The sequence below is a fragment of the Paenirhodobacter enshiensis genome, assembly GCF_000740785.1.
GTDB classification, from domain to species: Bacteria; Pseudomonadota; Alphaproteobacteria; order Rhodobacterales; family Rhodobacteraceae; genus Rhodobacter; species Rhodobacter enshiensis.
This window is the reverse complement of sequence record NZ_JFZB01000003.1, coordinates 81,215-104,585: the sequence shown is the minus strand read 5'-3', so window position 1 is coordinate 104,585 and position 23,371 is coordinate 81,215. Positions and strand designations below refer to the sequence as shown.

General features: G+C 67.1%; 24 protein-coding genes. 12 read left to right on the top strand and 12 right to left on the bottom strand.

What is annotated here, in order from left to right:
- Nucleotides 1-10: 10 nt before the first annotated feature.
- Together CG50_RS02515 and CG50_RS17480 are read left to right on the top strand one after the other, a co-directional pair.
- Complete coding sequence (locus CG50_RS02515; RefSeq protein WP_036634858.1) at nt 11-529, top strand: DUF1643 domain-containing protein; 519 nt, start codon at nt 11-13, stop codon at nt 527-529.
- A gap of 125 nt (nt 530-654) precedes the next feature.
- The gene (locus CG50_RS17480) at nt 655-1,932 is read left to right on the top strand and encodes a calcium-binding protein (protein WP_051909392.1); all 1,278 of its coding nucleotides are present in this window, start codon (nt 655-657) and stop codon (nt 1,930-1,932) included.
- A gap of 39 nt (nt 1,933-1,971) precedes the next feature.
- Here CG50_RS17480 and CG50_RS02505 read toward each other — a convergent pair whose 3' ends face one another.
- Both CG50_RS02505 and CG50_RS02500 read right to left on the bottom strand, forming a co-directional pair.
- Complete coding sequence (locus CG50_RS02505) at nt 1,972-3,396, bottom strand: inorganic phosphate transporter (RefSeq protein WP_051909410.1); 1,425 nt, start codon at nt 3,394-3,396, stop codon at nt 1,972-1,974.
- Nucleotides 3,397-3,517: 121 nt separating this feature from the next.
- Nucleotides 3,518-4,039 carry an NUDIX hydrolase gene (locus tag CG50_RS02500; RefSeq protein ID WP_051909390.1) on the bottom strand — a complete coding sequence of 174 codons (522 nt, stop codon included), beginning with the start codon at nt 4,037-4,039 and terminating at the stop codon, nt 3,518-3,520.
- Nucleotides 4,040-4,284: 245 nt separating this feature from the next.
- Here CG50_RS02500 and CG50_RS02495 point away from each other — a divergent pair, with 245 nt between their 5' ends.
- Nucleotides 4,285-5,490, top strand: coding sequence for an NAD(P)/FAD-dependent oxidoreductase (locus tag CG50_RS02495; RefSeq protein ID WP_036634855.1), 1,206 nt, complete (start codon nt 4,285-4,287; stop codon nt 5,488-5,490).
- A gap of 7 nt (nt 5,491-5,497) precedes the next feature.
- Here CG50_RS02495 and CG50_RS02490 read toward each other — a convergent pair whose 3' ends face one another.
- From CG50_RS02490 to CG50_RS02480, 3 genes are all read right to left on the bottom strand, one after another.
- The gene (locus CG50_RS02490; protein WP_036634853.1) at nt 5,498-6,439 is read right to left on the bottom strand and encodes a LysR family transcriptional regulator; all 942 of its coding nucleotides are present in this window, start codon (nt 6,437-6,439) and stop codon (nt 5,498-5,500) included.
- A gap of 145 nt (nt 6,440-6,584) precedes the next feature.
- Complete coding sequence (groL, locus tag CG50_RS02485) at nt 6,585-8,231, bottom strand: chaperonin GroEL (RefSeq protein WP_036634851.1); 1,647 nt, start codon at nt 8,229-8,231, stop codon at nt 6,585-6,587.
- Between the two features lie 61 nt (nt 8,232-8,292).
- A complete protein-coding gene (locus CG50_RS02480; RefSeq protein WP_036634849.1) occupies nt 8,293-8,580 on the bottom strand; it encodes a co-chaperone GroES in 288 nt (95 codons plus the stop codon).
- A 271-nt stretch (nt 8,581-8,851) separates the two neighbouring features.
- Between CG50_RS02480 and CG50_RS02475 the strand changes: the two genes are divergently transcribed.
- From CG50_RS02475 to CG50_RS02450, 6 genes are all read left to right on the top strand, one after another.
- A complete protein-coding gene (locus tag CG50_RS02475) occupies nt 8,852-9,841 on the top strand; it encodes a TraB/GumN family protein (RefSeq protein ID WP_161785374.1) in 990 nt (329 codons plus the stop codon).
- 117 nt (nt 9,842-9,958) lie between these two features.
- Nucleotides 9,959-10,879, top strand: a complete 921-nt coding sequence (locus tag CG50_RS02470; RefSeq protein ID WP_036634847.1) for a manganese-dependent inorganic pyrophosphatase — start codon at nt 9,959-9,961, stop codon at nt 10,877-10,879.
- Nucleotides 10,880-11,217: 338 nt separating this feature from the next.
- Nucleotides 11,218-12,084 (top strand): TIGR01459 family HAD-type hydrolase, encoded by an 867-nt coding sequence (locus CG50_RS02465; RefSeq protein WP_036634846.1) that lies wholly within the window; start codon nt 11,218-11,220, stop codon nt 12,082-12,084.
- 200 nt (nt 12,085-12,284) lie between these two features.
- Nucleotides 12,285-13,208 carry a bifunctional riboflavin kinase/FAD synthetase gene (locus tag CG50_RS02460; protein WP_036635032.1) on the top strand — a complete coding sequence of 308 codons (924 nt, stop codon included), beginning with the start codon at nt 12,285-12,287 and terminating at the stop codon, nt 13,206-13,208.
- Nucleotides 13,209-13,251: 43 nt separating this feature from the next.
- Nucleotides 13,252-13,698, top strand: a complete 447-nt coding sequence (locus CG50_RS02455) for a YcgN family cysteine cluster protein (protein ID WP_036634844.1) — start codon at nt 13,252-13,254, stop codon at nt 13,696-13,698.
- Complete coding sequence (locus CG50_RS02450) at nt 13,698-14,747, top strand: threonine aldolase family protein (protein WP_036634842.1); 1,050 nt, start codon at nt 13,698-13,700, stop codon at nt 14,745-14,747. The genes CG50_RS02455 and CG50_RS02450 overlap by 1 nt, the downstream gene beginning before the upstream one ends.
- Here the strand turns inward: CG50_RS02450 and CG50_RS02445 are convergent, their stop codons facing one another.
- The gene (locus tag CG50_RS02445) at nt 14,748-15,557 is read right to left on the bottom strand and encodes an alpha/beta fold hydrolase (RefSeq protein WP_036634839.1); all 810 of its coding nucleotides are present in this window, start codon (nt 15,555-15,557) and stop codon (nt 14,748-14,750) included.
- Nucleotides 15,557-16,168, bottom strand: a complete 612-nt coding sequence (locus tag CG50_RS02440) for a 2-hydroxychromene-2-carboxylate isomerase (protein ID WP_036634838.1) — start codon at nt 16,166-16,168, stop codon at nt 15,557-15,559. The genes CG50_RS02445 and CG50_RS02440 overlap by 1 nt, the downstream gene beginning before the upstream one ends.
- 114 nt (nt 16,169-16,282) lie before the next feature.
- On the opposite strand from CG50_RS02440, the gene CG50_RS02435 reads away from it, so the two are divergent.
- Nucleotides 16,283-17,302 carry a ribose-phosphate pyrophosphokinase gene (locus CG50_RS02435; protein ID WP_036634835.1) on the top strand — a complete coding sequence of 340 codons (1,020 nt, stop codon included), beginning with the start codon at nt 16,283-16,285 and terminating at the stop codon, nt 17,300-17,302.
- A 179-nt stretch (nt 17,303-17,481) separates the two neighbouring features.
- Here CG50_RS02435 and CG50_RS02430 read toward each other — a convergent pair whose 3' ends face one another.
- The 3 genes from CG50_RS02430 to CG50_RS02420 all read right to left on the bottom strand — a co-directional run bounded on the left by CG50_RS02430 (nt 17,482) and on the right by CG50_RS02420 (nt 19,355).
- Complete coding sequence (locus CG50_RS02430; protein WP_036634834.1) at nt 17,482-18,546, bottom strand: 5-(carboxyamino)imidazole ribonucleotide synthase; 1,065 nt, start codon at nt 18,544-18,546, stop codon at nt 17,482-17,484.
- On the bottom strand, nt 18,539-19,024 hold the full coding sequence (gene purE / locus CG50_RS02425; protein ID WP_036634827.1) for a 5-(carboxyamino)imidazole ribonucleotide mutase: 486 nt from the start codon (nt 19,022-19,024) through the stop codon (nt 18,539-18,541). Before purE ends, CG50_RS02430 begins: the two co-directional genes overlap by 8 nt.
- A 100-nt stretch (nt 19,025-19,124) precedes the next feature.
- A complete protein-coding gene (locus CG50_RS02420) occupies nt 19,125-19,355 on the bottom strand; it encodes a YdcH family protein (protein ID WP_036634826.1) in 231 nt (76 codons plus the stop codon).
- Between the two features lie 206 nt (nt 19,356-19,561).
- On the opposite strand from CG50_RS02420, the gene CG50_RS02415 reads away from it, so the two are divergent.
- On the top strand, nt 19,562-19,975 hold the full coding sequence (locus tag CG50_RS02415; RefSeq protein WP_036634825.1) for an Hsp20 family protein: 414 nt from the start codon (nt 19,562-19,564) through the stop codon (nt 19,973-19,975).
- 24 nt (nt 19,976-19,999) lie between these two features.
- On the top strand, nt 20,000-20,227 hold the full coding sequence (locus tag CG50_RS02410; RefSeq protein ID WP_036634821.1) for a DUF1150 family protein: 228 nt from the start codon (nt 20,000-20,002) through the stop codon (nt 20,225-20,227).
- Nucleotides 20,228-20,430: 203 nt separating this feature from the next.
- On the opposite strand, the gene CG50_RS02405 is transcribed toward CG50_RS02410, so the two are convergent.
- Nucleotides 20,431-22,143 (bottom strand): bifunctional sulfate adenylyltransferase/adenylylsulfate kinase, encoded by a 1,713-nt coding sequence (locus tag CG50_RS02405; RefSeq protein ID WP_036634819.1) that lies wholly within the window; start codon nt 22,141-22,143, stop codon nt 20,431-20,433.
- A gap of 180 nt (nt 22,144-22,323) precedes the next feature.
- On the bottom strand, nt 22,324-23,271 hold the full coding sequence (gene trxB, locus CG50_RS02400) for a thioredoxin-disulfide reductase (protein ID WP_152559404.1): 948 nt from the start codon (nt 23,269-23,271) through the stop codon (nt 22,324-22,326).
- Between the last annotated feature and the right edge of the window lie 100 nt (nt 23,272-23,371).

Below are 23,371 nucleotides of genomic sequence, written 5' to 3'. Positions count from 1 at the left end.
AGGGCGAGAGATGATCACGCGAGAGCATGTCAAGGGCGATGCGCCCTCGGTCGCGGTCTACTCCGACGATGAGCGCTATCGTTACCTGCTGACCCGGACCTGGGATGCGGCGGGGCCGCGGGCGCTGTTCGTGATGCTCAACCCCTCGACCGCGACCGAGGTGCAGAATGACCCGACCGTCGAACGCTGCGAGCGGCGGGCGCGCACGCTTGGCTTCGGCGCGTTCCGGGTGACCAATATCTTCGCCTGGCGCGCCACCGATCCGAAGGACATGCGCGCCCAGCCCGATCCCGTCGGGCCGGAGAATGACCGTGCGATCCTCGACAGCGTGGACTGGGCTGCGGGGCCGGGGGCGAGGATCGTCTGTGCCTGGGGCTCGCATGGTGCGCATCTGGACCGCGGCCGGCATGTCGAGGCGCTGTTGCGCGGAACCGGGCGCGAGCTGTTCCATCTCGGGCTGACCAAGGCCGGGGCGCCGAAGCATCCGCTTTACATCGGTTACGAGCGGCAGCCGGAACTTTGGGTCTGAACGGGTTTCGTTAACTATCGCATTGAAAACAATGGTTAAGGCCGGGGATTGCCCGGCCTTCGCTCTTTCGCGACTCTGGTAACGGTGGCATCCCTTCGCTCGGGTAGCGGTGTGTGGGGGGTATCATGTTCATGATGGCCGGATTCGTGGGGATGATGGTGTTCGGTTCGGCGCTGGCGCTGATCGTGCCGTTGCCGGGCGAGGAAGCGGATCCGGATGCAGAGGGCGGCGATGCGGCGGACCCGGGGGGCGGGGACGGCGCGGGAACCGGGCCGGATCTGCTGGATCTGGCCGGTCAGATGAAGGACGGCGCAGACGAGGCCGATGCGGCGCAGGAAAACGATGCCGGTGCAGAGGCGGGCGATACCGGGCAGGATGGCGATGTCGTCGATCCCGCGACCGGGACGGCGACCTCGGACGGGTTCGATACGCCGGAGCGTGCGGCCTCGCCCACGGCGGGCCCGGGGGCGGACAAGCTGTGGGGCGATGCGGCGGATGACCGGATTTCCGGCGGCGACGGAAACGACCAGATCGACGGCTATGGCGGGGACGACACCCTGTCAGGCGATGCCGGCGCCGATGCCCTGACCGGCGACGGCGGGGATGACAGTCTGTCCGGCGGAGCGGGGGCGGATACGCTGGACGGTGGCGAGGGGGACGATGCTCTGGACGGCGGGGCGGGGGACGATGCTCTGTCGGGCGGGCCGGGGGCCGACAGTCTGGCGGGCGGAGCCGGGGCGGATGCCCTGATCGGTGGCGAGGGAGACGACCGTCTCGACGGTGGCGCGGGCGACGACAGCCTGCAGGGCGGTTGCGGCGATGACGTGCTGTCCGGAGGCTCCGGGCAAGATGTCGTGGATGGCGGAACGGGCGACGATCTGCTGATCGGCAGCGGGGTTCCGGCCGCGGACTGGTCTGCCGTGGCGCAGGGCGACGGTTCTGCCGCGGCCGGTCCGGAGACTCGCGCGATCGGGGCGACGGCGCAGGACTGCACTGAGGCGTCACAGGAAGACAGTGCGGGCACGGACCCGGCTTCGGCCGGGACCGGCGGGGCCTCGGGCGATTATCTGAACGGCGGAACGGGCGACGACACGCTGGTCGGCGGATCGGGCGATGTGCTGTCGGGAGGCGAGGGGGCGGACGACTTCACCCTTGGCGACTGGATCGCGCCAGAGGCTCCGGCCTCGATCACCGATTACCAGCCGGGGACGGACCGGATCGTTCTGGTCTGTGACACCGAAAGCGATCTGAGTGGGGCGCATGTCACGGTCGAGCCGTCCGGAACGCCGGGCTCTGCCTGGGTCACCTTCAACGGCGAAAGGGTGGTCGAGGTGGCAAATGCCGGCGGGCTGAGCGCAGAGGATATCACCCTGATGACGCAGGAGCGGTTTGCCAGTCTGTGAGGCGGATCCGGTTTCGTCCTGCCCGGGGGCTCCCTTGTCTCAGACCAGCCGCAGCGCCCGGAACACCAGTGCCGAGAGCAGCGCCGTGGCCGGAACGGTGATGATCCACGCCGCAAGGATCGTCATGAAATGCGAGCGCCGGACCAGCTTGCGCCGGCGCCGTTCCTCGTGGGCGAGGTGGGGCGGGGTGTCCTCGCCCGGGCCGGAGGCCATGCGCCGTGCCTCGATCGCCTCGCGCAGGAAGCCGACGCCGAAGATTCCGCCCACCGCGATATGGGTCGAGCTGACCGGAAGCCCCAGCCACGAGGCCGCGATCACCGTGATCGCCGCGGACAACGCGACGCAATAGGCGCGCATCGCGTTCAGCTTGGTGATCTGGTCGCCGACCATGCGGATCAGCCGCGGTCCGAACAGCATCAGCCCGACCGAGATTCCAAGCGCCCCGATCACCATCACCCACAGCGGGATATCGAGGGTTCCGCCCTGTTGCGCACCGCTCATCGTCTGCACGATCGCAGCGAGCGGCCCGATCGCGTTCGACACGTCATTCGCGCCATGCGCGAAGCTCAGCAAAGCGGCGGACAGCACCAGAGGCAGCTGGAACATCACCTTGAGCGAGCGGTTGCGGTTATCGAGATGTGCCGCCTGCCGCCGCACATAGGGCCGCGCCGCCAGCCACGACAGCCCGCCCACCGCCAGACCGATCAGCGCCGCCGTCCCGAGCGTCACCGGGAACAGGTTGTTCAGGCCCTTGAGCGCGATATAGGTTCCGAAGGCCCAGGCCATCACCCCGATCAGCACCGGCACCCAGGTGCGGGCCGCGGCAACCTTGTCGTCGCGCTCGATGATCAGGCGGTTGATGACCCACAGCGCCAGCGCCGCGAGCCCGCCGCCCATGATCGGCGAGATCACCCAGCTGGCCGCGATGCGCGACATGGTGCCCCATTCGACCGCACCGAGCCCGGCTGCCGCCGCCCCTACGCCCATCACGCCGCCCACGATGGCATGGGTGGTCGAGACCGGCGCGCCGATCCAGGTCGCCAGATTGATCCACAGCGCCGAGGACAGCAGCGCCGCCAGCATCGCCAGCACGAAGACCGAGCCGTCGGAGAAGCTCGAGGGCGCTACGATGCCGCTGGCGATGGTGCTCACGACGTCGCTGCCGGCGATCAGGGCACCCGCCGTCTCGCACACCGCGGCAATGACCAGTGCGCCCAGCATCGGCAGCGCATTCGCCCCGACCGCCGGACCCATGTTGTTCGCCACGTCGTTCGCGCCGATATTCAGTGCCAGGTAGGCACCGAAGGCCGCGGCCACGACGATGGTCAGCCCGCCCGGCGTGCCGCCCACGATCAGCGCCGCCCACAGCGCCGCCAGCGCCACGAAAACCAGCCCCAGCCCCACCGCGACCAACGAGCGCGACAGGTAAATGGTCGCGTATTCGACGCGCGAGATCCTGTTCAGATCCCGGTCGAGCGCCTGCCAGCCGGGTTCCGGGCGTCCGGATTTCTCGGCAGTTTCGGGGGAAACGGGGCGGGAGGGTTCGGTTCGCTTGTCCACGTGCGTCTCTTCCTGATGTCCCGGTTCAGGCCTGCGCGGCCGCGGCGCTGATCCGCCGGGCGCAGTCGCGCAGCAGTGCTTTCAGCTCGGGTTCCTGAACGCGATCGGCGGCTTCGGCGGGCGACAGCCAGACCCGTTCGCGCCGGCCTTCCTCGGGGTAATGGTCGAGCAGCCCGCGGATGCGCACCGCAAAGACATCGACCAGCGTGCGCACGGGCACGTCTCCGCGCAGCCGCTTGTGATAGGCGTAGCGGCCGATATGCACCGGGGGCTCGCCGATGATGCGGATGCCGGCCTCTTCCCAGGCCTCTTCCAGCGCGGTTTCGGCGCCGCTGCGCCCGTCCTTCGGCCAGCCCTTGGGCAGGATCCAGCGGTGCGTGGTCAGCGAGGACACCACCAGCACCTCGATTTCGTCGGTTCGGGGGGCATCGGTCCCGGAGGCGCCCTCTGGCGCCCCGGCCGGACGCCAGCACAGCGCCGCCACCTGATAGCGGGCGGGGCGGCGCAGAAGCAGCAGGATGAATTCGGTCCAGATCTTGCGCAGCATCGTTCCCTCCGGTTGTGGGCGACATAGCAGCAACCGCCCCGTCCATCTACCTTGAATATCCGCAGGCCCTGAATGGCTGGTTAACGTTTCCTTTCCCCGCGCGTGCCGGCACGGTGCCGCGGGGTCATTCCACAGCAGAATGACCCCTCGCGCATTCCGAATTGGCCCCGGGACGCGAAACCGCCGCAGATTGAGGCAACGAAACAGCCGGCCGGAAGTGTGCCGGAAGAACGGGACAGGGACAGATGCGCGATTGTTACGATGTCGTGATCGTGGGCGGTGCGGTGATGGGGGCGTCGACGGCGTTCTGGCTGGCGACCAACCCGGATTTCGACGGTTCGGTTCTGGTCGTCGAACGCGATCCGAGCTACGCGACCGCCTCGACCGCGCTGTCGGCCTCGGGGATCCGGGTGCAGTTCTCGAACACCGCGAATGTCAGGATCGGGCAGTTCGGCCTGGAGTTCATTCAGGCCTTCCCCGATCTGATGGAGGTCGATGGCGACCGGCCCGGCCTTGGCTATCATCCGGGCGGTTATCTGTTCCTCGCGAATACCGACGAGCAGGTCCGCATCCTGCGCGAGAACCACGCCGTCCAGCGCGCCGCCGGCGCCGAGGTCGAGCTGTGGGACGCCGACAAGCTGAAATGGGCCTTCCCGCATCTCAATACCGACGACATCCTGCTCGCCTCCTACGGGTTGAAGGGCGAGGGATGGTTCGACAACACCGGCCTGATGATGGGGGCGCGCAACAAGGCGAAGGCGCTTGGCGTCGATTTCATCGCAGACGAGGTGGTCGGCATCGCGCGCGAGGGAAACCGCGTCACCGGTGTCACGCTGAAATCGGGCGCCAAGGTCGGTGCCGGCACCGTCGTCAATGCCGCCGGGCCGCGCGGCGGCAAGGTGGCGGCGATGGCCGGGATCGAGCTGCCGGTCGAACCGCGCAAGCGCACCATCTTCGTCTTCGATTCCGCCGACAGCCCCGAGGGCACCGCGCGGGTGAACGATGGCCGCCTGCCTCTGATGGTCGATCCGAGCGGGGTCTGGACCCGGCCCGAGGGCCGCTATCACCTGGTCGGCGGCGTGCCCGATCCGGATGTCACGCCCGCCTATGACGATTTCGAACCCGGCTATACCGAATGGGAGGAGCAGTGCTGGCCGGCGCTGGCCGAGCGCTCGCCGAATTTCGAGGCGCTGAAGGTCGTTCGCTATTGGGCGGGTCATTACGATTACAACACCTTCGATCAGAACGGCATTGTCGGTCGTCATCCCGAGGTGACGAATTTCGTATTCCAGAACGGGTTCTCGGGGCACGGGTTGCAGCAGGGGCCGGCGGTCGGACGCGCGGTGATGGAGCTGATCGTCTACGGGGGCTATCGCAGCCTCGATCTGAGCGACATGCGCTATGAGCGCATCGCCGAAAACAAGCCCTTCCTCGAACAGGCGATTGTCTGAACCGCGATCAGCCGTCGGTCTTCCGGGACGTGGCGATTTCAGGTTCGCCGGCTTCGAAGATTCTGGTCTCGGCGCTCAGCCAGCTGCGGAACCGGGCGAGCGGCGGGTAGTCTTCGCGCTCTTTCGGCCAGCTCAGCCGGTAGGCCTCGGTCGGGCGCATCGGCAGATCGAGGGCGCGCACCAGCTGCCCTGAGGCGAGCTCGTCCCCGATCAGGAAGCTGGGCAGGAGCGCGACGCCGAGGCCCGCCACCGCCGCCTGTGCCGCGGTGGCGAACTGGTCGAACAGCATCCCGTAAACGTTTTCGGCATCGACCCCGTGATGCAGGAAATACCGCTCCCACGCGTCGGGGCGTGACGTCAGATGCAGCAGCGGCGCGCCGCGCAGATCGGCGGCCGTGGCGAAGCCGAGCCGCTCGCGCAGCGCGGGTGCGCAGGCCGGCACGACCTGTTCTCCCATCAGCCGGAGGCTTTCGACGCCGGGCCAGTCGCCGGGAAGGCCGAAGTTAATCGCGGCATCGACCGCTTCCGTGGCGAAGTCGAACGGCGCCAGCCGCGTCGCCAGATTCAGCGTGATCCCCGGATTATCCGCCAGAAACCGCGGCAGCCGCGGCGCCAGCCAGCGCGTGCCGAACGTCGGCAGGATCGCCAGCGACAGCGTGCCGCCGCCCGGATTGGCCCGCAGGTTCATCGACGCCTGCGAGATCTTGCGCAGCGCGTCGCGCACCTCACGCGCATAGCAGGCCCCTCCCGAGGTCAGTCGGATCGTCTGCTTCTCGCGGTGAAACAGCGCCGTTCCCAATTGCGTTTCCAGAGCGCGGATCTGGCGCGACACCGCGCTTTGGGTCAGCGACAGCTCCTGTGCGGCGGCGGTGACGGATTGCAGCCGGGCCGCCGCCTCGAACGCCTGCAGCAGCGACAGCGATGGAAGAAAACGACGGGGGGTCTGCATCGGGGGCTCCGGGAGGGTGCGCGCGTGGCGGCGCTCCGTCAGGTTAGCGGCGCGCGACGACCGATCACAAGAGAGGATAGGAGGGGGCGCCCGAAACAAAAAGGGCGCCCGAAGGCGCCCTTTCCGATACTCCCGGCGGGGATGATTACATCATGCCGCCCATGCCACCCATGCCGCCCATGTCGGGCATACCGCCGGCAGCGGCCTTCGGCTCGGGCTTGTCGGCGATCATCGCCTCGGTGGTGATCAGCAGGCCGGCGACCGACGCGGCGTTCTCCAGCGCGGTGCGGGTGACCTTGGCCGGGTCGATGACGCCGAACTTGAACATGTCGCCATATTCTTCGCTCTGCGCGTTGAAGCCGAACGAGGTCGAGTCCGATTCGCGGATCTTGCCGGCAACGACGGCGCCGTCGACGCCCGCGTTCTCCGAGATCTGACGCAGCGGCGCTTCGAGGGCCTTGCGGATGATGCTGATGCCAACATCCTGGTCCGCGTTCTCGCCCTTGACGCCGTCGAGCGCCTTGCTGCCCTGAACCAGAGCCACGCCACCGCCGACGACGATGCCTTCCTGAACGGCCGCACGGGTCGCGTTCAGCGCGTCGTCCACGCGGTCCTTGCGCTCTTTCACTTCGACTTCGGTCAGACCGCCGACGCGGATCACCGCAACGCCACCGGCGAGCTTCGCGACACGCTCCTGCAGCTTCTCACGGTCGTAATCCGAGGTGGTTTCCTCGATCTGGGTGCGGATCTGGCCGACGCGCGCCTCGATCTCGGCCTTGTCGCCAGCGCCGTCGACGATCGTGGTGTTCTCTTTCGAGATCGAGATCTTCTTGGCCTTGCCGAGCATGTCGATGGTGACATTCTCGAGCTTCATGCCGAGGTCTTCCGAGATCACCTGACCGCCGGTCAGGATCGCGATGTCCTGCAGCATGGCCTTGCGGCGATCGCCGAAGCCCGGAGCCTTGACGGCAGCGATCTTCAGGCCACCGCGCAGCTTGTTGACGACCAGCGTGGCCAGAGCCTCGCCTTCGACGTCTTCAGCGATGATCAGGAGCGGCTTCGTCGACTGGATGACGGCCTCGAGGAGCGGCACCATCGGCTGAAGCGACGAGAGCTTCTTCTCGTGCAGCAGGATGTAGCAGTCTTCGAGATCGGCGACCATCTTGTCGGGGTTGGTCACGAAGTAGGGCGACAGGTAGCCGCGGTCGAACTGCATGCCTTCGACCACTTCGACTTCGGTCTCCATGCCCTTGTTCTCTTCGACGGTGATGACACCCTCGTTGCCGACCTTCTGCATCGCGTCAGCGATGAAGCGGCCGATCTGGGCTTCGCCGTTGGCCGAGATGGTGCCGACCTGGGCAACTTCGTCGCTGTCGGCGACCGGACGCGAGGCGGCCTTGATCGAAGCCACGACCTTGGCGGTCGCGAGGTCGATACCGCGCTTCAGGTCCATCGGGTTGAGGCCGGCGGCAACCGACTTCAGGCCTTCCTTGATGATCGCCTGAGCGAGAACGGTCGCGGTCGTGGTGCCGTCGCCAGCCTCGTCATTGGTGCGGGCGGCGACTTCCTTCACGAGCTGCGCGCCCATGTTCTCGAACTTGTCGGCGAGTTCGATTTCCTTCGCGACCGACACACCGTCCTTCGTGATGCGCGGAGCGCCGAACGACTTGTCGATGACGACGTTGCGGCCCTTCGGGCCCAGGGTGACCTTGACGGCATCCGCGAGGACATTGACGCCTTTCAGCATCCGGTCGCGGGCATCGGTCGAGAACTTGACGTCCTTGGCTGCCATTGTTTTGGCTCCTTCAGAATAGCTTTGAGATCAGGGGAACGCGGGAATCGCCGGGGGCGAATTACGCGATGATCCCCATGATGTCGGATTCTTTCATGATCAGCAGTTCTTCGCCGTTCAGCGTGACTTCGGTGCCCGACCACTTGCCGAACAGGACGCGATCGCCGACCTTGACCGAGGGAGCGATCAGCTCGCCCGAGTCCTTGCGCGCGCCTTCGCCGACCGCGACGATCTCGCCCTCGGCCGGCTTTTCCTTGGCCGAATCCGGGATGATCAGGCCGCCCTTGGTCTTTTCGTCGCTCTGCACGCGCTTGACCAGCACACGGTCATGAAGCGGTTTGAATGCCATCTGGGATACTCCCTAAGGTTCCAGGTTCGAATGGGTTTAGCACTCAACGTTATCGAGTGCTAACGGCGAGGGAGTTAGTCACGCCCCCCCGGGGCTGTCAACACCGGGGGGCGGAAAAATTTGCCCCTCCGTCATCGTCGCTGTTCCGCCACGTGCCGCGGTGGGGCGGGGCTGGCCATGGCGGAGGGGGCATGTCATGGTCCGTCGCGCGCCCCCGGGCTGCGGTCCGTCCGGTCGCCATGGTGATCGCTTTTTCCGACAAGGACATGACATGTTGCGTTCGTTCATTGCCCCATTGATTTCTTTGCTCTGGTTCGGTCTGCCGGCCGGTGCCGTCTGCGTCGGCGACAATCTCTTCAATGCCCTCGCTCCTGAACAGCAGGCCCGGCTGACCGCCGATGCCAACGCTGCCCCCTGGGCCGAGGGACTGGTGTTCGGGGCTACGAAGGGGGCGCAGCAGCTGACCCTGATCGGAACTTATCACATGCCCGACGACCGGGTGACCGGGTTTCTCGACACGCTGACGCCGGCGCTCGACGGGGCGAAGGCGCTGCTGGTCGAGGCTGGCCCGGAGGAGCAGAAAACCCTCAAGGACGCAATGAGTTCGGACCCGGATCTGACCTTCATCACCTCCGGCCCGACCCTGCCCGAACAGCTTTCCGATGCCGATTGGCAGCGCCTGATCAAGGTCGCGGAGGAGCACGGTCTGCCGGCGGTCGTGGCGGCGAAGATGAAGCCTGCCCTTCTGGCGATGATGCTGGCGATTCCGACCTGCGCCACGCCCGAACTGGCGCAGGGCAAGGGCGGCGTGGACATGGGGCTGATCGCGGCAGCTCAGGCGCGCGGCCTGCCGATCCGCGCGGTCGAGCCCTGGAACACCGTCTTCACCCTGTTCGACCGGATCGCGCCCGCCGACAGTCTGGACCTGTTGCGCGCCGCGACGGCCGAGGCGGACGAGACCCCCGCCGCGATGGCCACGATGAGCGACCTGTATTTCGAGCGCAAGCCGCGTCTGATCTTCGAGATGTCGCGCCTGCTCGCCACCCGGGCGGGCGAGTCGCCGGAGCTGGTCGACCGTCAGATGCAGCTGACCGACACGGTGCTGACGGCCGGGCGCAACCACGCCTGGATCCCGGTGATCGAGGCCGCCGCTGCCGAGGGGCCGGTTGTCGTCGCGGTGGGGGCGCTGCATCTGTCGGGGAAGGAGGGCGTGCTCGAACTGCTGCGCGCCGACGGCTGGACGATCACGCGCAAGGACTGAAGGACCGATCGCCGCGCCGGAAGGGCGTTCGGGGCGACTGGCGCGTGCGTCCCGCAAGGCGTGACAAAGCCCCCCCGACCGGCTAAAACGCCCGCGAAATCGTTTTCGAGGTATCCCATGACCATCAAGGTTTTCGGCCACAAGTCGCCCGACACCGACGCGACCTTCTCGCCCATCATCTGGGCCTGGTATCTGACCGAGGTGAAGGGCACGCCCGCCACTCCGGCGCTGCTCGGCGAACCCAACACCGAAGCCGCCTTCCTGCTCCGTCACTGGGGCTTCGAGAAGCCGGAGATCATCCCCGGCGTGATCGAGGGCGAAAAGGTCGTCATCGTCGACACCAACAACCCGGCCGAGCTGCCCGACGGCATCAACAAGGCAGACATCCTCGCCATCGTCGACCATCACAAGCTGGTCGGCGGGCTGGAGACCAAGGGCCCGATCGAGATCACCATCCGTCCGCTCGCCTGCACCGCGACGATCATGCACGACCTGATCGGTGCCGATCTCGCGAAGGCGCCGAAGGCGATCCGGGGCGCGATGCTGTCGTGCATCCTCTCCGACACGCTCGAATTCCGCTCGCCCACCACGACCGAGCATGACAAGGCCGTGGCTCAGGCGCTGGCCGCCGATCTCGGCGTCGCGATCCCGGAACTCGCCGCGGCGATGTTCGAGGCGAAATCCGATGTCTCGGCCTTCTCCGATGCCGCGCTGCTGCGGATGGATTCGAAGGAATACACCGTCGACGGCACCGAGCTGCGGGTTTCGGTCCTCGAGACCACCGCGCCGAAGCTGATCCTCGACCGCAAGGCAAGCCTGATGGCCGCGATGCCGGGCGTCGCCACCGAAGACGGTGCCGATCAGGTGCTGCTCTTCGTCGTCGACATCCTGAACGAGGAAGCGACGCTGCTGGTGCCGAACGATCTGGTCAAGCGCATCGCCGAGGCCTCCTTCGGCTGCACCGTCGAGGGCGATACCGTCGTTCTGCCGGGCATCATGTCGCGCAAGAAGCAGATCATCCCGGCCCTCAAGGTCTGATCCGCTTCCTCTGACCGCTTCCGCGCGCGCTGCGCGCCGGGCACAAGGCAAAGTCCCATCCGGGCGGGGTCATCCCCGCCCGTTTGTCTGTCTTCTCCCCGCGTTCTCTTTCGCTTTGCCGAAAATATCCCGGGGGTGAGGGCCGCGAGGCCCGAGGGGGCAGAGCCCCCTCCCTTTCACTTATTTGCGGGGCAGAGCCCCCTCCTGCCTGTGCTGTTCCGCGGAGCAGACCCCCGACGGACGGTTTGCCTTTCCGCGCCATCGTGCCATAACCGGGCCGCACAAGAACCCGCGCAAGGGGCCTCCCTCCCCGCGCGCGCCCCGGGGCCGGAGGCACCATGACCCGCATCATCCAATCCCTGTCCGAGATTTCGGCTTCCTATGACGCGCTGTTCTGCGATCTGTGGGGCTGTCTGCATAACGGCGTCGCGGCCTTTCCCGAGGCGGTGGCGGCCCTGCGCGCCTTCCGCGCCACGGGCGGCAAGGTCGTTCTGCTGACCAACGCGCCGCGGCCTCAGGCGCAGGTGCGGGCCTCGCTCGACCGCATGAAGGTGCCCCATGACGCCTATGACCTGATCGTGACCTCGGGCGACGCGGCGCAGGACGCGATGTTCGCCGGTGCCGTCGGCCGCAAGGTCTGGCACCTCGGCCCGTCGAAGGACGACGCCTTCTTCACCGAGGTCCCCGAGGACTGGCAGGGCCGCGCCGACATCGAGCGCGTCGCCTTCGAGGAGGCCGAGGGCATCGTCTGCACCGGCCCGTTCGACGAGATGACCGAAGTCCCCGAAGATTACCGCGGCAAGTTCCTGCTCGCCAAGGGCCGCGGGCTGAAGATGCTTTGTGCCAACCCCGACATCGTCGTCGACATGGGCGAGCGGCGGATCTACTGCGCCGGCGCTCTGGCCGCGTTGTATGAGGACATGGGCGGCGAGGCGTTCTATTTCGGCAAGCCGCATCCGCCGATCTACGATCTCGCAAGGCGCCGTCTCGGCGGCGGCGAGGCGCGGATCCTCGCGATCGGCGACGGCATCAACACCGATGTCGCGGGCGGCGAGGGCGAGGGGCTCGACGTGCTTTTCGTCGCGGGCGGTCTTGCCTCGGGGCAGTTCGGTCCGGACGGCGATGCGCCTGATCAGACACTCCTCGACGACTGGCTGCAGGCGCGCCAGCGCGCACCGCGCTACACCATCGGCCGGCTGCGCTGAGCCCCCGTGGCGCGCCCGGGGGGCTGTGCCTGCGCGCACAGCCCGGAACCCTTGCAACCCGGGGGCGGCTGCGCGATAGGAAAAACCTGCACGCTTTCCGGCCCGCGATGGCCCGGGGGGCGCAAGGGATGACAAGACGGACGCGGGGCCGTGTGCGCGCGCACACATACTGGAACGCCCGGAAGCGGAAGGCGATGACGATGCAGCGATACACCCGGTGGCAGGATCTGCCGCAATCGGCGCGCGGCGCCTCCGTCGCGATGGGGAATTTCGACGGAATTCACCTCGGGCATCGCTCGATCATCGAGGAGGCGCGCAAGCACGGGCCCCTCGGCGTCGTCACCTTCGAACCCCACCCGCGCGAGCTGTTCTCGCCTTCGAAAACCCCGTTCCGGCTGATGAACGCCGAAGCCCGGGCGAACCGGCTTGACAAGCTCGGCGTCGAGAAGCTGTTCGAACTCCCCTTCGACCTCGCCCTCGCCGGCATGTCGGCCGAGGACTTCGCCCGCGAGATCCTGCACGAGGGCCTCGGCGTCAGCCATGTCACCGTGGGGCAGGATTTCTGCTTCGGGCACAAACGCTCGGGCAATGGCGAGACCCTGCGCGAGCTTGGCGGGCGTTTCGGCTTCGGCGTCACGCTCGCGCCCCTCGTCGCCTTCGAGGGGGTCGAGGTGTCCTCGACCGCGATCCGCCGCGCGCTCAGCGAGGGCCGTCCGCGCGACGCGGCCCGGATGCTCGGCCATGCGCATCGCATCGAGGGGCCGGTGCTGCACGGCGACAAGCGCGGCCGCGATCTGGGCTTTCCGACCGCCAACATGTCGGTGAGCGGCCTGCATCTGCCGAAGCTCGGCGTCTATGCGGTGCGCGTCGATGTGCTGACCGGGCCGCAGGCCGGCAGCTATGGCGGTGTCGCCAGCCTCGGCGTGCGCCCGATGTTCGGCGAGAACGCCCCGAATCTCGAAACCTTCATCTTCGACTTCAAAGGCGACCTTTACGGCCAGCACCTGTCGGTCGCGCTGATCGACTACCTGCGCCCCGAGCTGCGCTTCGACGGGCTGCCGGCGCTGATCGCGCAGATGCAGGCCGACAGCGACCGCGCGCGCGAAATCCTCGCGGCAGAGTAACCTTTCGCTTTCGTTTCCCGCGCGTTTGCGCCAGTTTCCCGCCATGACCGCGCTGCGCCCCCAGTTCTGGACCCTGCCCCTCGACCGTCTGAACCCGGCCGAATGGGAAGCGCTGTGTGACGGCTGCGGCAAATGCTGCCTGAACAAGCTGGAATACGAGGACACCGGGGAACTCGAGTTCACCAGCGTCGGGTGCCGGCTGCTCGACTGCGAGACCTGTCAGTGCATGAGTTATGAAAACCGGCGCGATTTCGTGCCCGAATGCGTGCAGCTGACCCCGAAGTCGATCGCCGAGATCGCCTATTGGATGCCGAAGACCTGCGCCTACCGGCTGCGCCATTATGGTCAGCCCCTGCCGGAGTGGCACTACCTGATTTCCGGCTCGCGCGATACGGTGCACGAGGTCGGCCAGTCGGTGCGCGGCCGGGTGGTGTCCGAACTCGACGTCCCGGAAGACGACTGGGACCAGTATATCATCGAGGAGCCCTGATGCATTTCGCCTCTGACAACACCTCGGGCGTGGCCCCGCAGATCATGGCGGCGCTGAATGCGGCGAATGCCGGGCATGTGCCATCCTATGGCGCCGATGCGGTCAGCGAGGCCGCCGTCGCGCGGATCCGCACCCTGTTCGAGGCCCCCGAGGCCGCTGTCTATTTCGTCGCCACCGGCACCGCGGCGAATGCGCTGTCGTGCGCCATCCTGACCCGGCCCTGGCAGGCGGTGTTCTGCCACCGCGAGGCGCATATCGAGGTCGACGAATGCGGCGCGCCGGAATTCTTCACCGATGGCGCGAAGCTCGTTCTCGTCGAGGGCGAGCATGGCCGGATGTCGGCCGGGGCGCTGATGCAGACCATCGCGACCACCGGGCCGGGCGGGGTGCATCATATCCAGCGCGGCATGGTCTCGCTGACCAACGCGACCGAGGCGGGCACGCTTTACGCCCCCGACAGCGTGGGCGAGATCGCGGCGGTGGCGCAGGCCTACGGGTTGCCGGTGCATATGGACGGCTCGCGCTTCGCGAATGCGCTCGCCGCACTCGGCTGCACCCCGGCGGAGCTGAGCTGGAAGGCGGGGGTCGATGTGCTCTCGCTCGGCGGCACCAAGAACGGCTGCATGGGCGTCGAGGCGGTGGTGATCTTCGATCCGGAACGCGCCTGGGAATTCGAGCTGCGCCGCAAGCGGGCGGGGCATCTGTTCTCGAAAAGCCGCTTCCTCGCGGCGCAGATGCTGGGCTATCTCGGCGGCGGGCTGTGGCTGGAGATGGCGGGCCATGCCAATGCGATGGCGGCGCGGCTGTCCGAAGGGATCCTCGGCGTGCCGGGCGCGAGCCTGCTGCACCCGACCGAGGCGAACGAGGTCTTCGCCGTGCTGCCGCGTCTGGTTCACGCCCGGCTGCGCAAGGCGGGGGCCGAGTATTACTTCTGGCCCGACGATCCCGCCCCGGAAGGCCCGGCCGACGAGATGATCGCGGCGCGCTTCGTCTGCTCCTGGGCGACGACCGGGGCCGAGGTGGACACGTTCCTCAGCCTGATCCGCTGATCAGCTGCGCTCGAGGTTGAGTGCGATCAGATCGCTCAGTTGCCGCGCATGGGTCAGCGGCAGCATGTGCCCCGCCCCGGGCACCGAGGCGACGCCCACATCCGGCAACCGTCCGGCGATGGCCTCGCAGATTTCGGCCATGACGGGCGGGCTGTCGCTGCCGTGAATCAGCAGGACCGGGGCGTCGATTGCCTCGAAGCCGCCCGGCCGACAGATCTGCCCGGGATCGCTGAAATTCGATGCCGAGACGCTGGCGACGATCGGCATCTGCGCGGTGAAGCGGGCGCGGTGACGGTCGGACAGCGCCTCCCACGGGGTGCCGACCCCCCATTTCCCGACGAAATCGCGCGCTGCGCCCTCGGCATCGCCGGCGGCGTAAAGCGTCTCGTAATCGTCCTGACGGCGGCGCCAGAGATGTCCCTCGGACGTGTCCGCGACGGCCGAGAACAGCACCGGCTCGATGAGTGTCAGGCTGCGCACGGCTTCGGGGGCGGCGACGGCGAGACGCAGCGCGACCACCGCCCCGAAGCTGTGTCCGATCAGGTCGACCGGCCGGTCGATGAAGCTTGCCGCGATCCGGGTGGCAAGCGTCTGGTAGGCGCCGGGCGTATCGTCGACGGGCCAGAGGCCCGACTTTCCGTGCCCCGGAAGATCGAAGGCGGTGGCGGCGATCGTAGCCCCCAGAGGCGCCAGAACCGGCTCCCACATCGAGGAGGTGCCGAGCATACAGTGGATCGCCAGCGCCGCACGCTCGCCCGTGCCGAACCGCTGCGCCGCAGTGTCGACGCCATGCCGGGGCGCGAGGTCCATCACAGGCTGTCCAGATGCTCGTCAAGGAAATCGAGCCGGTCCTGTCCCCAGAACCGCTGGTCGGTCTCGCGCACGATGTAGAAGGGGGCACCGAAGACGCCGCGCTCGATGGCCTCGTCGAGGTTCTTCTCATAGGCGAGGGCGCCCTCGAACAGGCCGGTGGTGGCGAGGTTCGGATCGAAGCCGAAGGCCGCCAGCTTCTCGCGGATCACCGCGTCCGAGGCGACATCGCGGTCCTCGGCCCATGTCGTGGCGAGAAGCGCATGGGCAAGCCCGCCCACGTCGCCGGTGCCGCTGCGTTCCGCGGCCGACTGCGCGGCGATCAGCGCATAGGAGGCCGGCGCCACATTCGGCGGGAAGATCGTCGGTTTCGCCACGATCGGCAGCCCCAGACGGCGGCTCCACCGGGCCCGCTCCTGATCGCGGTAGGCGATCCGGTTCGGGTGGCGCGCTGCCGGTCGGGTGCCTCCGGTGCGGTCGAACAGCGCCAGCAGATCGAGCGGGCGATAGGTGATGCTCGCCCCGTGCCGGGCGGCGATTTCCTCGAGCCGTAGCCCCGCGAGGTAGCTCCACGAGCTCACGAGACCGAAAAAGTAGTCGATATGGGCCATTCCGGGCTGTTTCCCTTGCCGCGAATATTTGCGGGGACGCTAGCGTGGTGCTAAGGCGTGCGCAATCTTCCTTCCCAATCCGCCGACCGCCGCCGGCGCAGACCAGAGGCCCACATGTCCGTCATGACTGAACCCAAACTCATCGCCGGCAACGCCAACATGCCGCTCGCCCAGGCCATCGCGCGCCGCATGTCGATGCACCGCGGCATGTCGGTCAATCTGGTCGACGCCCGGGTCGAACGGTTCAACGATCAGGAGATCTTCGTCGAGGTCTACGAGAACGTGCGCGGCGAGGACATGTTCATCATCCAGCCGACGTCGAATCCGGCGAACGACAACCTGATGGAACTGCTGATCATGGCCGACGCGCTGAAGCGGTCGTCGGCCGACCGGATCACCGCGGTGATCCCGTATTTCGGCTATGCCCGTCAGGATCGCCGGATGAAGGCGCGCACGCCGATCTCGTCGAAGCTGGTCGCCAACCTGCTGACCGAGGCGGGCATCAACCGGGTGCTGACGCTGGATCTGCACGCGGCGCAAATTCAGGGGTTCTTCGACATTCCGGTCGACAACCTCTATGCTTCGCCGATCTTCGCGCTGGACATCCTGCACAACTTCCGCGGCCAGATGGACAACATGATGGTGGTCTCGCCCGACGTCGGCGGCGTGGCCCGTGCCCGCGAACTGGCGAAGCGGATCAACGCGCCGCTCGCCATCGTCGACAAGCGCCGCGAAAAGGCCGGTGAAGTCGCCGGCATGACGGTGATCGGCGACGTGTCGGGCAAGAAGTGCATCATCGTCGATGACATCTGCGACACCGCCGGCACGCTGTGCAAAGCGGCCGAGGTGCTGATGGAAGCCGGCGCGACCGAGGTTCACGCCTATATCACGCACGGCGTCCTCTCGGGTCCGGCGGTCGACCGGGTGAAGGCTTCGGTGATGAAGACGCTGGTGATCACCGATTCGATCAACCCGACGGAAGAGACGCTCGCCGCGCCGAACATCCGCATCGTGCCGACCGCGCCGATGTTCGCTCAGGCGATCCTGAATACCTGGTCGGGCACCTCGGTCAGCTCGCTGTTCGAGACCGACACTCTGGTTCCGATCTACGAAGGCTTCTATTCGCAGATCTGAGCCTTGCGGCGCGGCAGAAGGGGGCTCTGCCCCCTCTTCGGCTACGCCGAATTCACCCCCGGGATATTTGCGGCGAATCGAAAGGAAGAGCGTTCCTCTGCCTTTCGGCTTTCCGAAAATATCCCGGGGTGAATTGCCCCGTCAGGGGCAAGAGGGGCAGAGCCCCTATCTTTTTTGTCTTACAGCACCCGGTTGACGTGGCCCATCTTGCGGCCGGGCTTCACATCGGCCTTGCCGTAAAGATGGATCTGGGTGCGCGGCTCGCGTGCGAGGGCGGGGATCTGCGCCACGTCATCGCCGATCAGGTTCAGCATCTCGACATCGGCATAGCGCTTGCCGTCGCCCAGAGGCCAGCCGGCGACGGCGCGGATGTGCTGCTCGAACTGGTCGACGGTGCAACCCGCCTGCGTCCAGTGGCCCGAGTTGTGCACGCGCGGCGCGATCTCGTTCACCAGAAGGCCCTTGGGTGTGACGAACAGCTCCACCCCCAGCACGCCGACGTAATCGAGCGCGTTCAGGATCCGGCCGGCGATCAGCACTGCATCCGCGGCGACGGAGCCGGGCACCGAAGCCGGCACCGTCGTCGTGTGCAGGATGCCGTCGCGGTGGACGTTCTCGCCCGGATCGAAGCAGGACACCGAGCCGTCGAGGCCGCGCGCCGCGATCACCGAAATCTCGCAGGAGAAATCGACGAAGCCTTCGAGAACGCAGGTCGCCCCGGCCATCGCCGCGAAAGCGCCATCGGCATCTGCCGGCGATTTCAGCCGCATCTGGCCCTTGCCGTCATAGCCGAGGCGCGTGGTCTTGAGGATCGAGGGCGTGCCGACCTTGGCGATGGCGGCGTCGAGCGAGGCGCGGTCCGTCACCTCGGCCCAGGGGGCGGTCGCCAGGCCGATGCCGTTCAGGAAGCTCTTTTCCACGATCCGGTCCTGCGAGGTGGCGAGCGCCTTGCGGTTCGGATGGATCGGGCGGATCGATTCGATCAGGTCGAGTGCGGCGGTGGGCACGTTCTCGAACTCGTAGGTCACCACGTCGACGCTCTCGGCGAAGGCGCGCAGCGCGGCGTGATCGTCATAGGAGGCGGTGGTGACCTTGTGGGCCACCTGGCCGGCGGGGGGCTCGGCGCCGGGTTCGAAGATGTGGCATTTGAAGCCGAGGCGCGAGGCCGCGACCGACAGCATCCGGCCGAGCTGGCCGCCGCCGAGGATACCGATGGTGGCGCCGGGGGAGAGGGTCTCAGTCATCTTGGGGCTCGTCAGGAATGGAAGCGGAAAGGGCGGCGCGCCAGGCGTCGAGCCGCGTGGCCAGATCGGCATCGGTGATCGCGAGGATGCCCGCGGCCATCAGCCCGGCATTCGCCGCGCCCGCGGCGCCGATCGCCATGGTCGCGACCGGGAAGCCCTTGGGCATCTGCACGATCGAGTAAAGGCTGTCGACGCCCGAGAGCGCACGGGTCTGCACCGGCACGCCGATCACCGGCACGCGGGTCTTCGAGGCCATCATGCCCGGCAGATGCGCCGCGCCGCCGGCACCGGCGATGATGACGTGCAGGCCACGCTCGACCGCGGTCTTGCCATAGCTCCACAGCCGGTCGGGCGTGCGATGCGCCGAGACGATCTTCTTCTCGTAGGGGATGCCCAGCTCGTCGAGGATCTTCGCCGCCTCGCTCATGGTGGCCCAGTCGGACTGGCTCCCCATGATGATTCCAACCTTCACGCCCATCTGTGCCTCTCTTGCAGCTCGTCCGGCACTATAGGCGCAGACCCGCCGCGGGCAAGGGTCACGGGCCGGGCGGGATACAGGTTTGCTCTGCCTTGCAGGGTCAGGCGATGATGTCGGGGGTGAGCTGGTCCTCGATCCGGGCGATCTGGTCCTTGAGGGCGAGCTTTTGCTTCTTCAGTCGCACGATGCGCAGCTGATCGGCATGGCCTGAGGCGACGAGAGCCGAGATCGCCTCGTCGAGGTCGCGGTGCTCGCGCCTGAGAACCTCGAGCCTGACGCGCAGCACTTCCTCGGAATTCATCTCGAAAGGGGTGTCGGAATGGGCGTTCATTTCGGGCTTCCGGTCGGTGGCGCGGCAAGGCTTCCGCAAGGTTCTCTGAAATATAGCAAAACTCTGGCTGTCGTGGGGGGATTTTTTCGTTCCGCGCGGTGGAAGGGCGCCCTTGCGGGGCGCTTTCGCGCTTCCCATATCGGGGGAACGCGGGCTGCCGCAGGTTGGGGCCCGAACCGCAATGTCGCTTGAACGGGGCTTGCCTGATGACGAAACTGAGCTTTGGCGCGCATCCTTATCTGCTGGGCTTCGACCAGCTGGAGCGCCTTGTCGAGCGCACGGCGAAGACCGGCTCGGACAGCTATCCGCCCTACAACATCGAGCAGTCCGGCCCGGATGCCTTTGCCATCACGCTCGCGGTGGCGGGATTTGCCGAGGAGGACCTCGCGATCACGATGGAGGACCGGGCTCTGGTCATCCGCGGCCGTCAGGCCGAGGAGACGGGGGAGCGGGTGTTCCTGCACCGTGGCATCGCAGCGCGCGCATTCCAGCGCAGTTTCGTGCTGGCCGACGGGGTCGAGGTCGAGGGGGCGCGGCTGGAAAACGGGTTGTTGCATGTCGAATTGCGTCGCGCGGTGCCCGAACCCCAGGTCGAGCGCATCCCGATCCGGCGCAGGTGACGTCACTCAGGGCAGGAGGAAGCCATGGATACGAAGTATGATTTCGGTGCCGAGACCGGCGAGCGGATCGTCTATGTCCGCCCTGTCGCCGTGACCGAGCTGCCGGCCGAGGTGCAGGCGCAGGTGCGGGGCCTCGATCACCTCTATGCGCTGCATGCCGCGAATGGCGAGCGGCTGGCACTGGTCAAGGATCGCTGGATGGCCTTCGCGCTCGCACGCGAGAACGATGCGACCGCGCTGAGCGTGCACTGAGCATCATTCACGCGCGCGGATTTCCCGGAAGAACAAGGGAGGGGGCTTCGCGCCCCCTCTTCGCGTCTGCGACGCGAATTCACCCCCGCGGGATATTTTCGGAAAGATGAAAGCAGGGGCGTTTCCGGAGCCGTGTCGCGAATATGAAACGGCCGCCCGCGCCGGAGAGGCGGGGCGGCCGTTCTTGCGCCTTGCCGGGCGGATCAGCCCTTGATCAGGCCCATCGATTCGAGCTTGAGGATCACCTCATGGGCGCAATGGTCGACGTCGACGCCGGTGGTGTCGATGCGCAGCTCGGGGTGTTCGGGCGCCTCGTAGGGGTCGGAGATGCCGGTGAACTCCTTGATCTTGCCTTCGCGGGCGAGCTTGTAGAGCCCCTTGCGGTCGCGGGCTTCGCATTCCTCGATCGGCGTGGCGACATGGACCTCGATGAATGCGCCATGGGCCTCGATCATCTCGCGCACGGCGCGGCGGGTCGCGGTGTAGGGCGCGATCGGCGCGCAGATCGCGATGCCGCCGTTCTTGGTGATCTCGGAGGCGACGAAGCCGATCCGCTTGATGTTGATGTCGCGGTGCTCTTTCGAGAAGCCGAGCTCCGAGGACAGGTGCTTGCGCACCACGTCGCCGTCGAGCAGCGTCACCGGGCGGCCGCCCATCTCCATCAGCTTGACCATCAGCGCGTTGGCAACGGTCGACTTGCCCGAGCCCGACAGGCCGGTGAAGAACACCGTGAAGCCCTGTTTCGAGCGCGGCGGCGAGGTGCGGCGCAGCTCTGCCACCACTTCGGGGAAGGAGAACCACTCGGGGATGTCGAGGCCTTCGCGCAGGCGCCGGCGCAGCTCGGTTCCCGAGATGTTCAGGATCGTCACCTTGTCGCTGTCGGCGATCTCGTCGGCGGGCTCGTACTGAGCGCGTTCCTGGACGTAGACCATCTGCTTGAAGTCGACCATCTTCAGGCCGATTTCGTCTTCGTATTCGCGGAACAGCTCCTGCGCGTCATAGGGGCCGTAGAAGTCCTCGCCCTGCGAGTTCTTGCCCGGACCGGCGTGATCGCGGCCGACGATGAAATGCGTGCAGCCGTGGTTCTTGCGGATCAGCCCGTGCCAGACTGCCTCGCGCGGGCCGGCCATGCGCATCGCCAGGTTCAGCAGGCTGAGCGCCGTGGTCGATGCGGGATACTGGTCGAGCACCGCCTCGTAGCAGCGCACGCGGGTGAAGTGATCGACGTCGCCCGGCTTCGTCATGCCGACGACGGGGTGAATGAGCAGGTTCGCCTGCGCCTCGCGCGCGGCGCGGAAGGTCAGCTCCTGATGCGCGCGGTGCAGCGGGTTGCGGGTCTGGAAGGCGACGATCTTCTGCCAGCCCATCTTGCGAAACAGCGCGCGCAGCTCGTTCGGGGTGTCGCGGCGGGCCTTGAAATCGTAGTGAACCGGCTGCTGGATACCGGTGATCGGGCCGCCGAGATAGACCGGGCCTGCGACATTGTGCAGATAGTTCACCGCCGGGTGGGCGAGGTCGTCGGCACCGAAGACCTTCTCGGCCTCGTGATGCTTGTCCGGGCTCCACTTGTCGGTGACCGACAGGATGGCGAGGATCACGCCTTCCTGGTCGCGCAGCGCGATATCGGTGCCGGGGGCGATCTGCTCGGCGAATTTCTCGCTGACGTCGAGGGTGATCGGCATCGGCCAGAGCGTGCCGTCGGCCAAGCGCATGGTGTCGACGACGCCGTTGTAATCGGCTTCGGACAGGAAGCCCTTGAGCGGATTGAACCCGCCGTTCATCAGCAGCTCCAGATCGCAGATCTGGCGCGGCGTCAGATCCCACGACAGCAGCTCTGCCGCCTCGCCCTTCAGCTTCTGCGCGGACTCGTAGGAAACGTAAAGCTCGGGGATCGGGACGAGGTTGGATAGGGGCATGACGAACCTGTTGACTGTTTGACTGCGCACATCGCGGTCATCGGGTCGAATAGAACGATGAACCGTTTAAATTCAAGAAAAAGGCATGGCGCTTTTGTGGAAAGGGTCAATGCCGCGATAATATGCCCCGAAAGGGGGAGGGCGTCGGCCGCGCCTCCCCGGGATCGGAACGGCCGTCCGTCAGCCGTCCTGTTCGGCGAGCCAGCGTTCGGCGTCGAGTGCCGCCATGCAGCCCATCCCGGCCGAGGTGACGGCCTGACGATAGGTCGGATCGGTCAGATCGCCCGCGGCGAAGACGCCGGGGATCGAGGTGCGGGCGGTGCCGGGCTCGACCCTGACGTAATCGCCGTGGTGCAGCTCAAGCTGATCCCTGACCAGTTCCGAGGCCGGGGCATGGCCGATCGCCACGAAGAACCCGTCGCAATCGAGCGTGCTCTCGGCCCCCGTCACGGTGTTGCGCAGCTTCACCCCGGTCACGCCGAGCGTCGGCGCCTCGGTGCCGAGGATCTCCTCGACGGTGTGGTTCCACAGCACCTCGACCTTCGGGTTGCGGAACAGCCGGTCTTGCATGATCTTCTCGGCGCGGAAGCTGTCGCGGCGGTGCACCACGGTGACCTTCGAGGCGAAATTGGTCAGGAACAGCGCTTCCTCGACCGCGGTGTTGCCGCCGCCGATCACCACGACATGCTTGCCGCGGTAGAAGAACCCGTCGCAGGTGGCGCAGGCCGAGACACCGAAGCCCTTGAACTTCTCCTCGGACGGCAGGCCGAGCCAGCGCGCCTGCGCGCCGGTGGCGAGGATGACCGCATCGGCGCTGTAGGTGGTGCCGCTGTCGCCGGTCGCGGTGAACGGACGCTGCGACAGATCGAGCGAGGTGATGATGTCCATCACGATCTCGGTGCCCATGGCGCGGGCGTGCTCTTCCATCTGGGCCATCAGCTCGGGCCCGCCGATGGCGGTCTGGCCGGGCCAGTTCTCGATGTCGGAGGTGATGGTGAGCTGGCCGCCCGGTTGCATCCCCTGCACGAGAACGGGATCCAGCATGGCGCGGGCGGAATAGATCGCCGCAGTGTAGCCGGCGGGCCCGGAGCCGATGATCAGAACGCGGGTTTTCTTGGTGTCGGACATCGGGGCCTCTCCTGTCAGCTGCGGGGAAGATATATAGGGACGGAGCCGGGGCGGGGAAGCCCCCATTGCATCGCCCCTCCCCTGCAGGTAATGCGGCGGC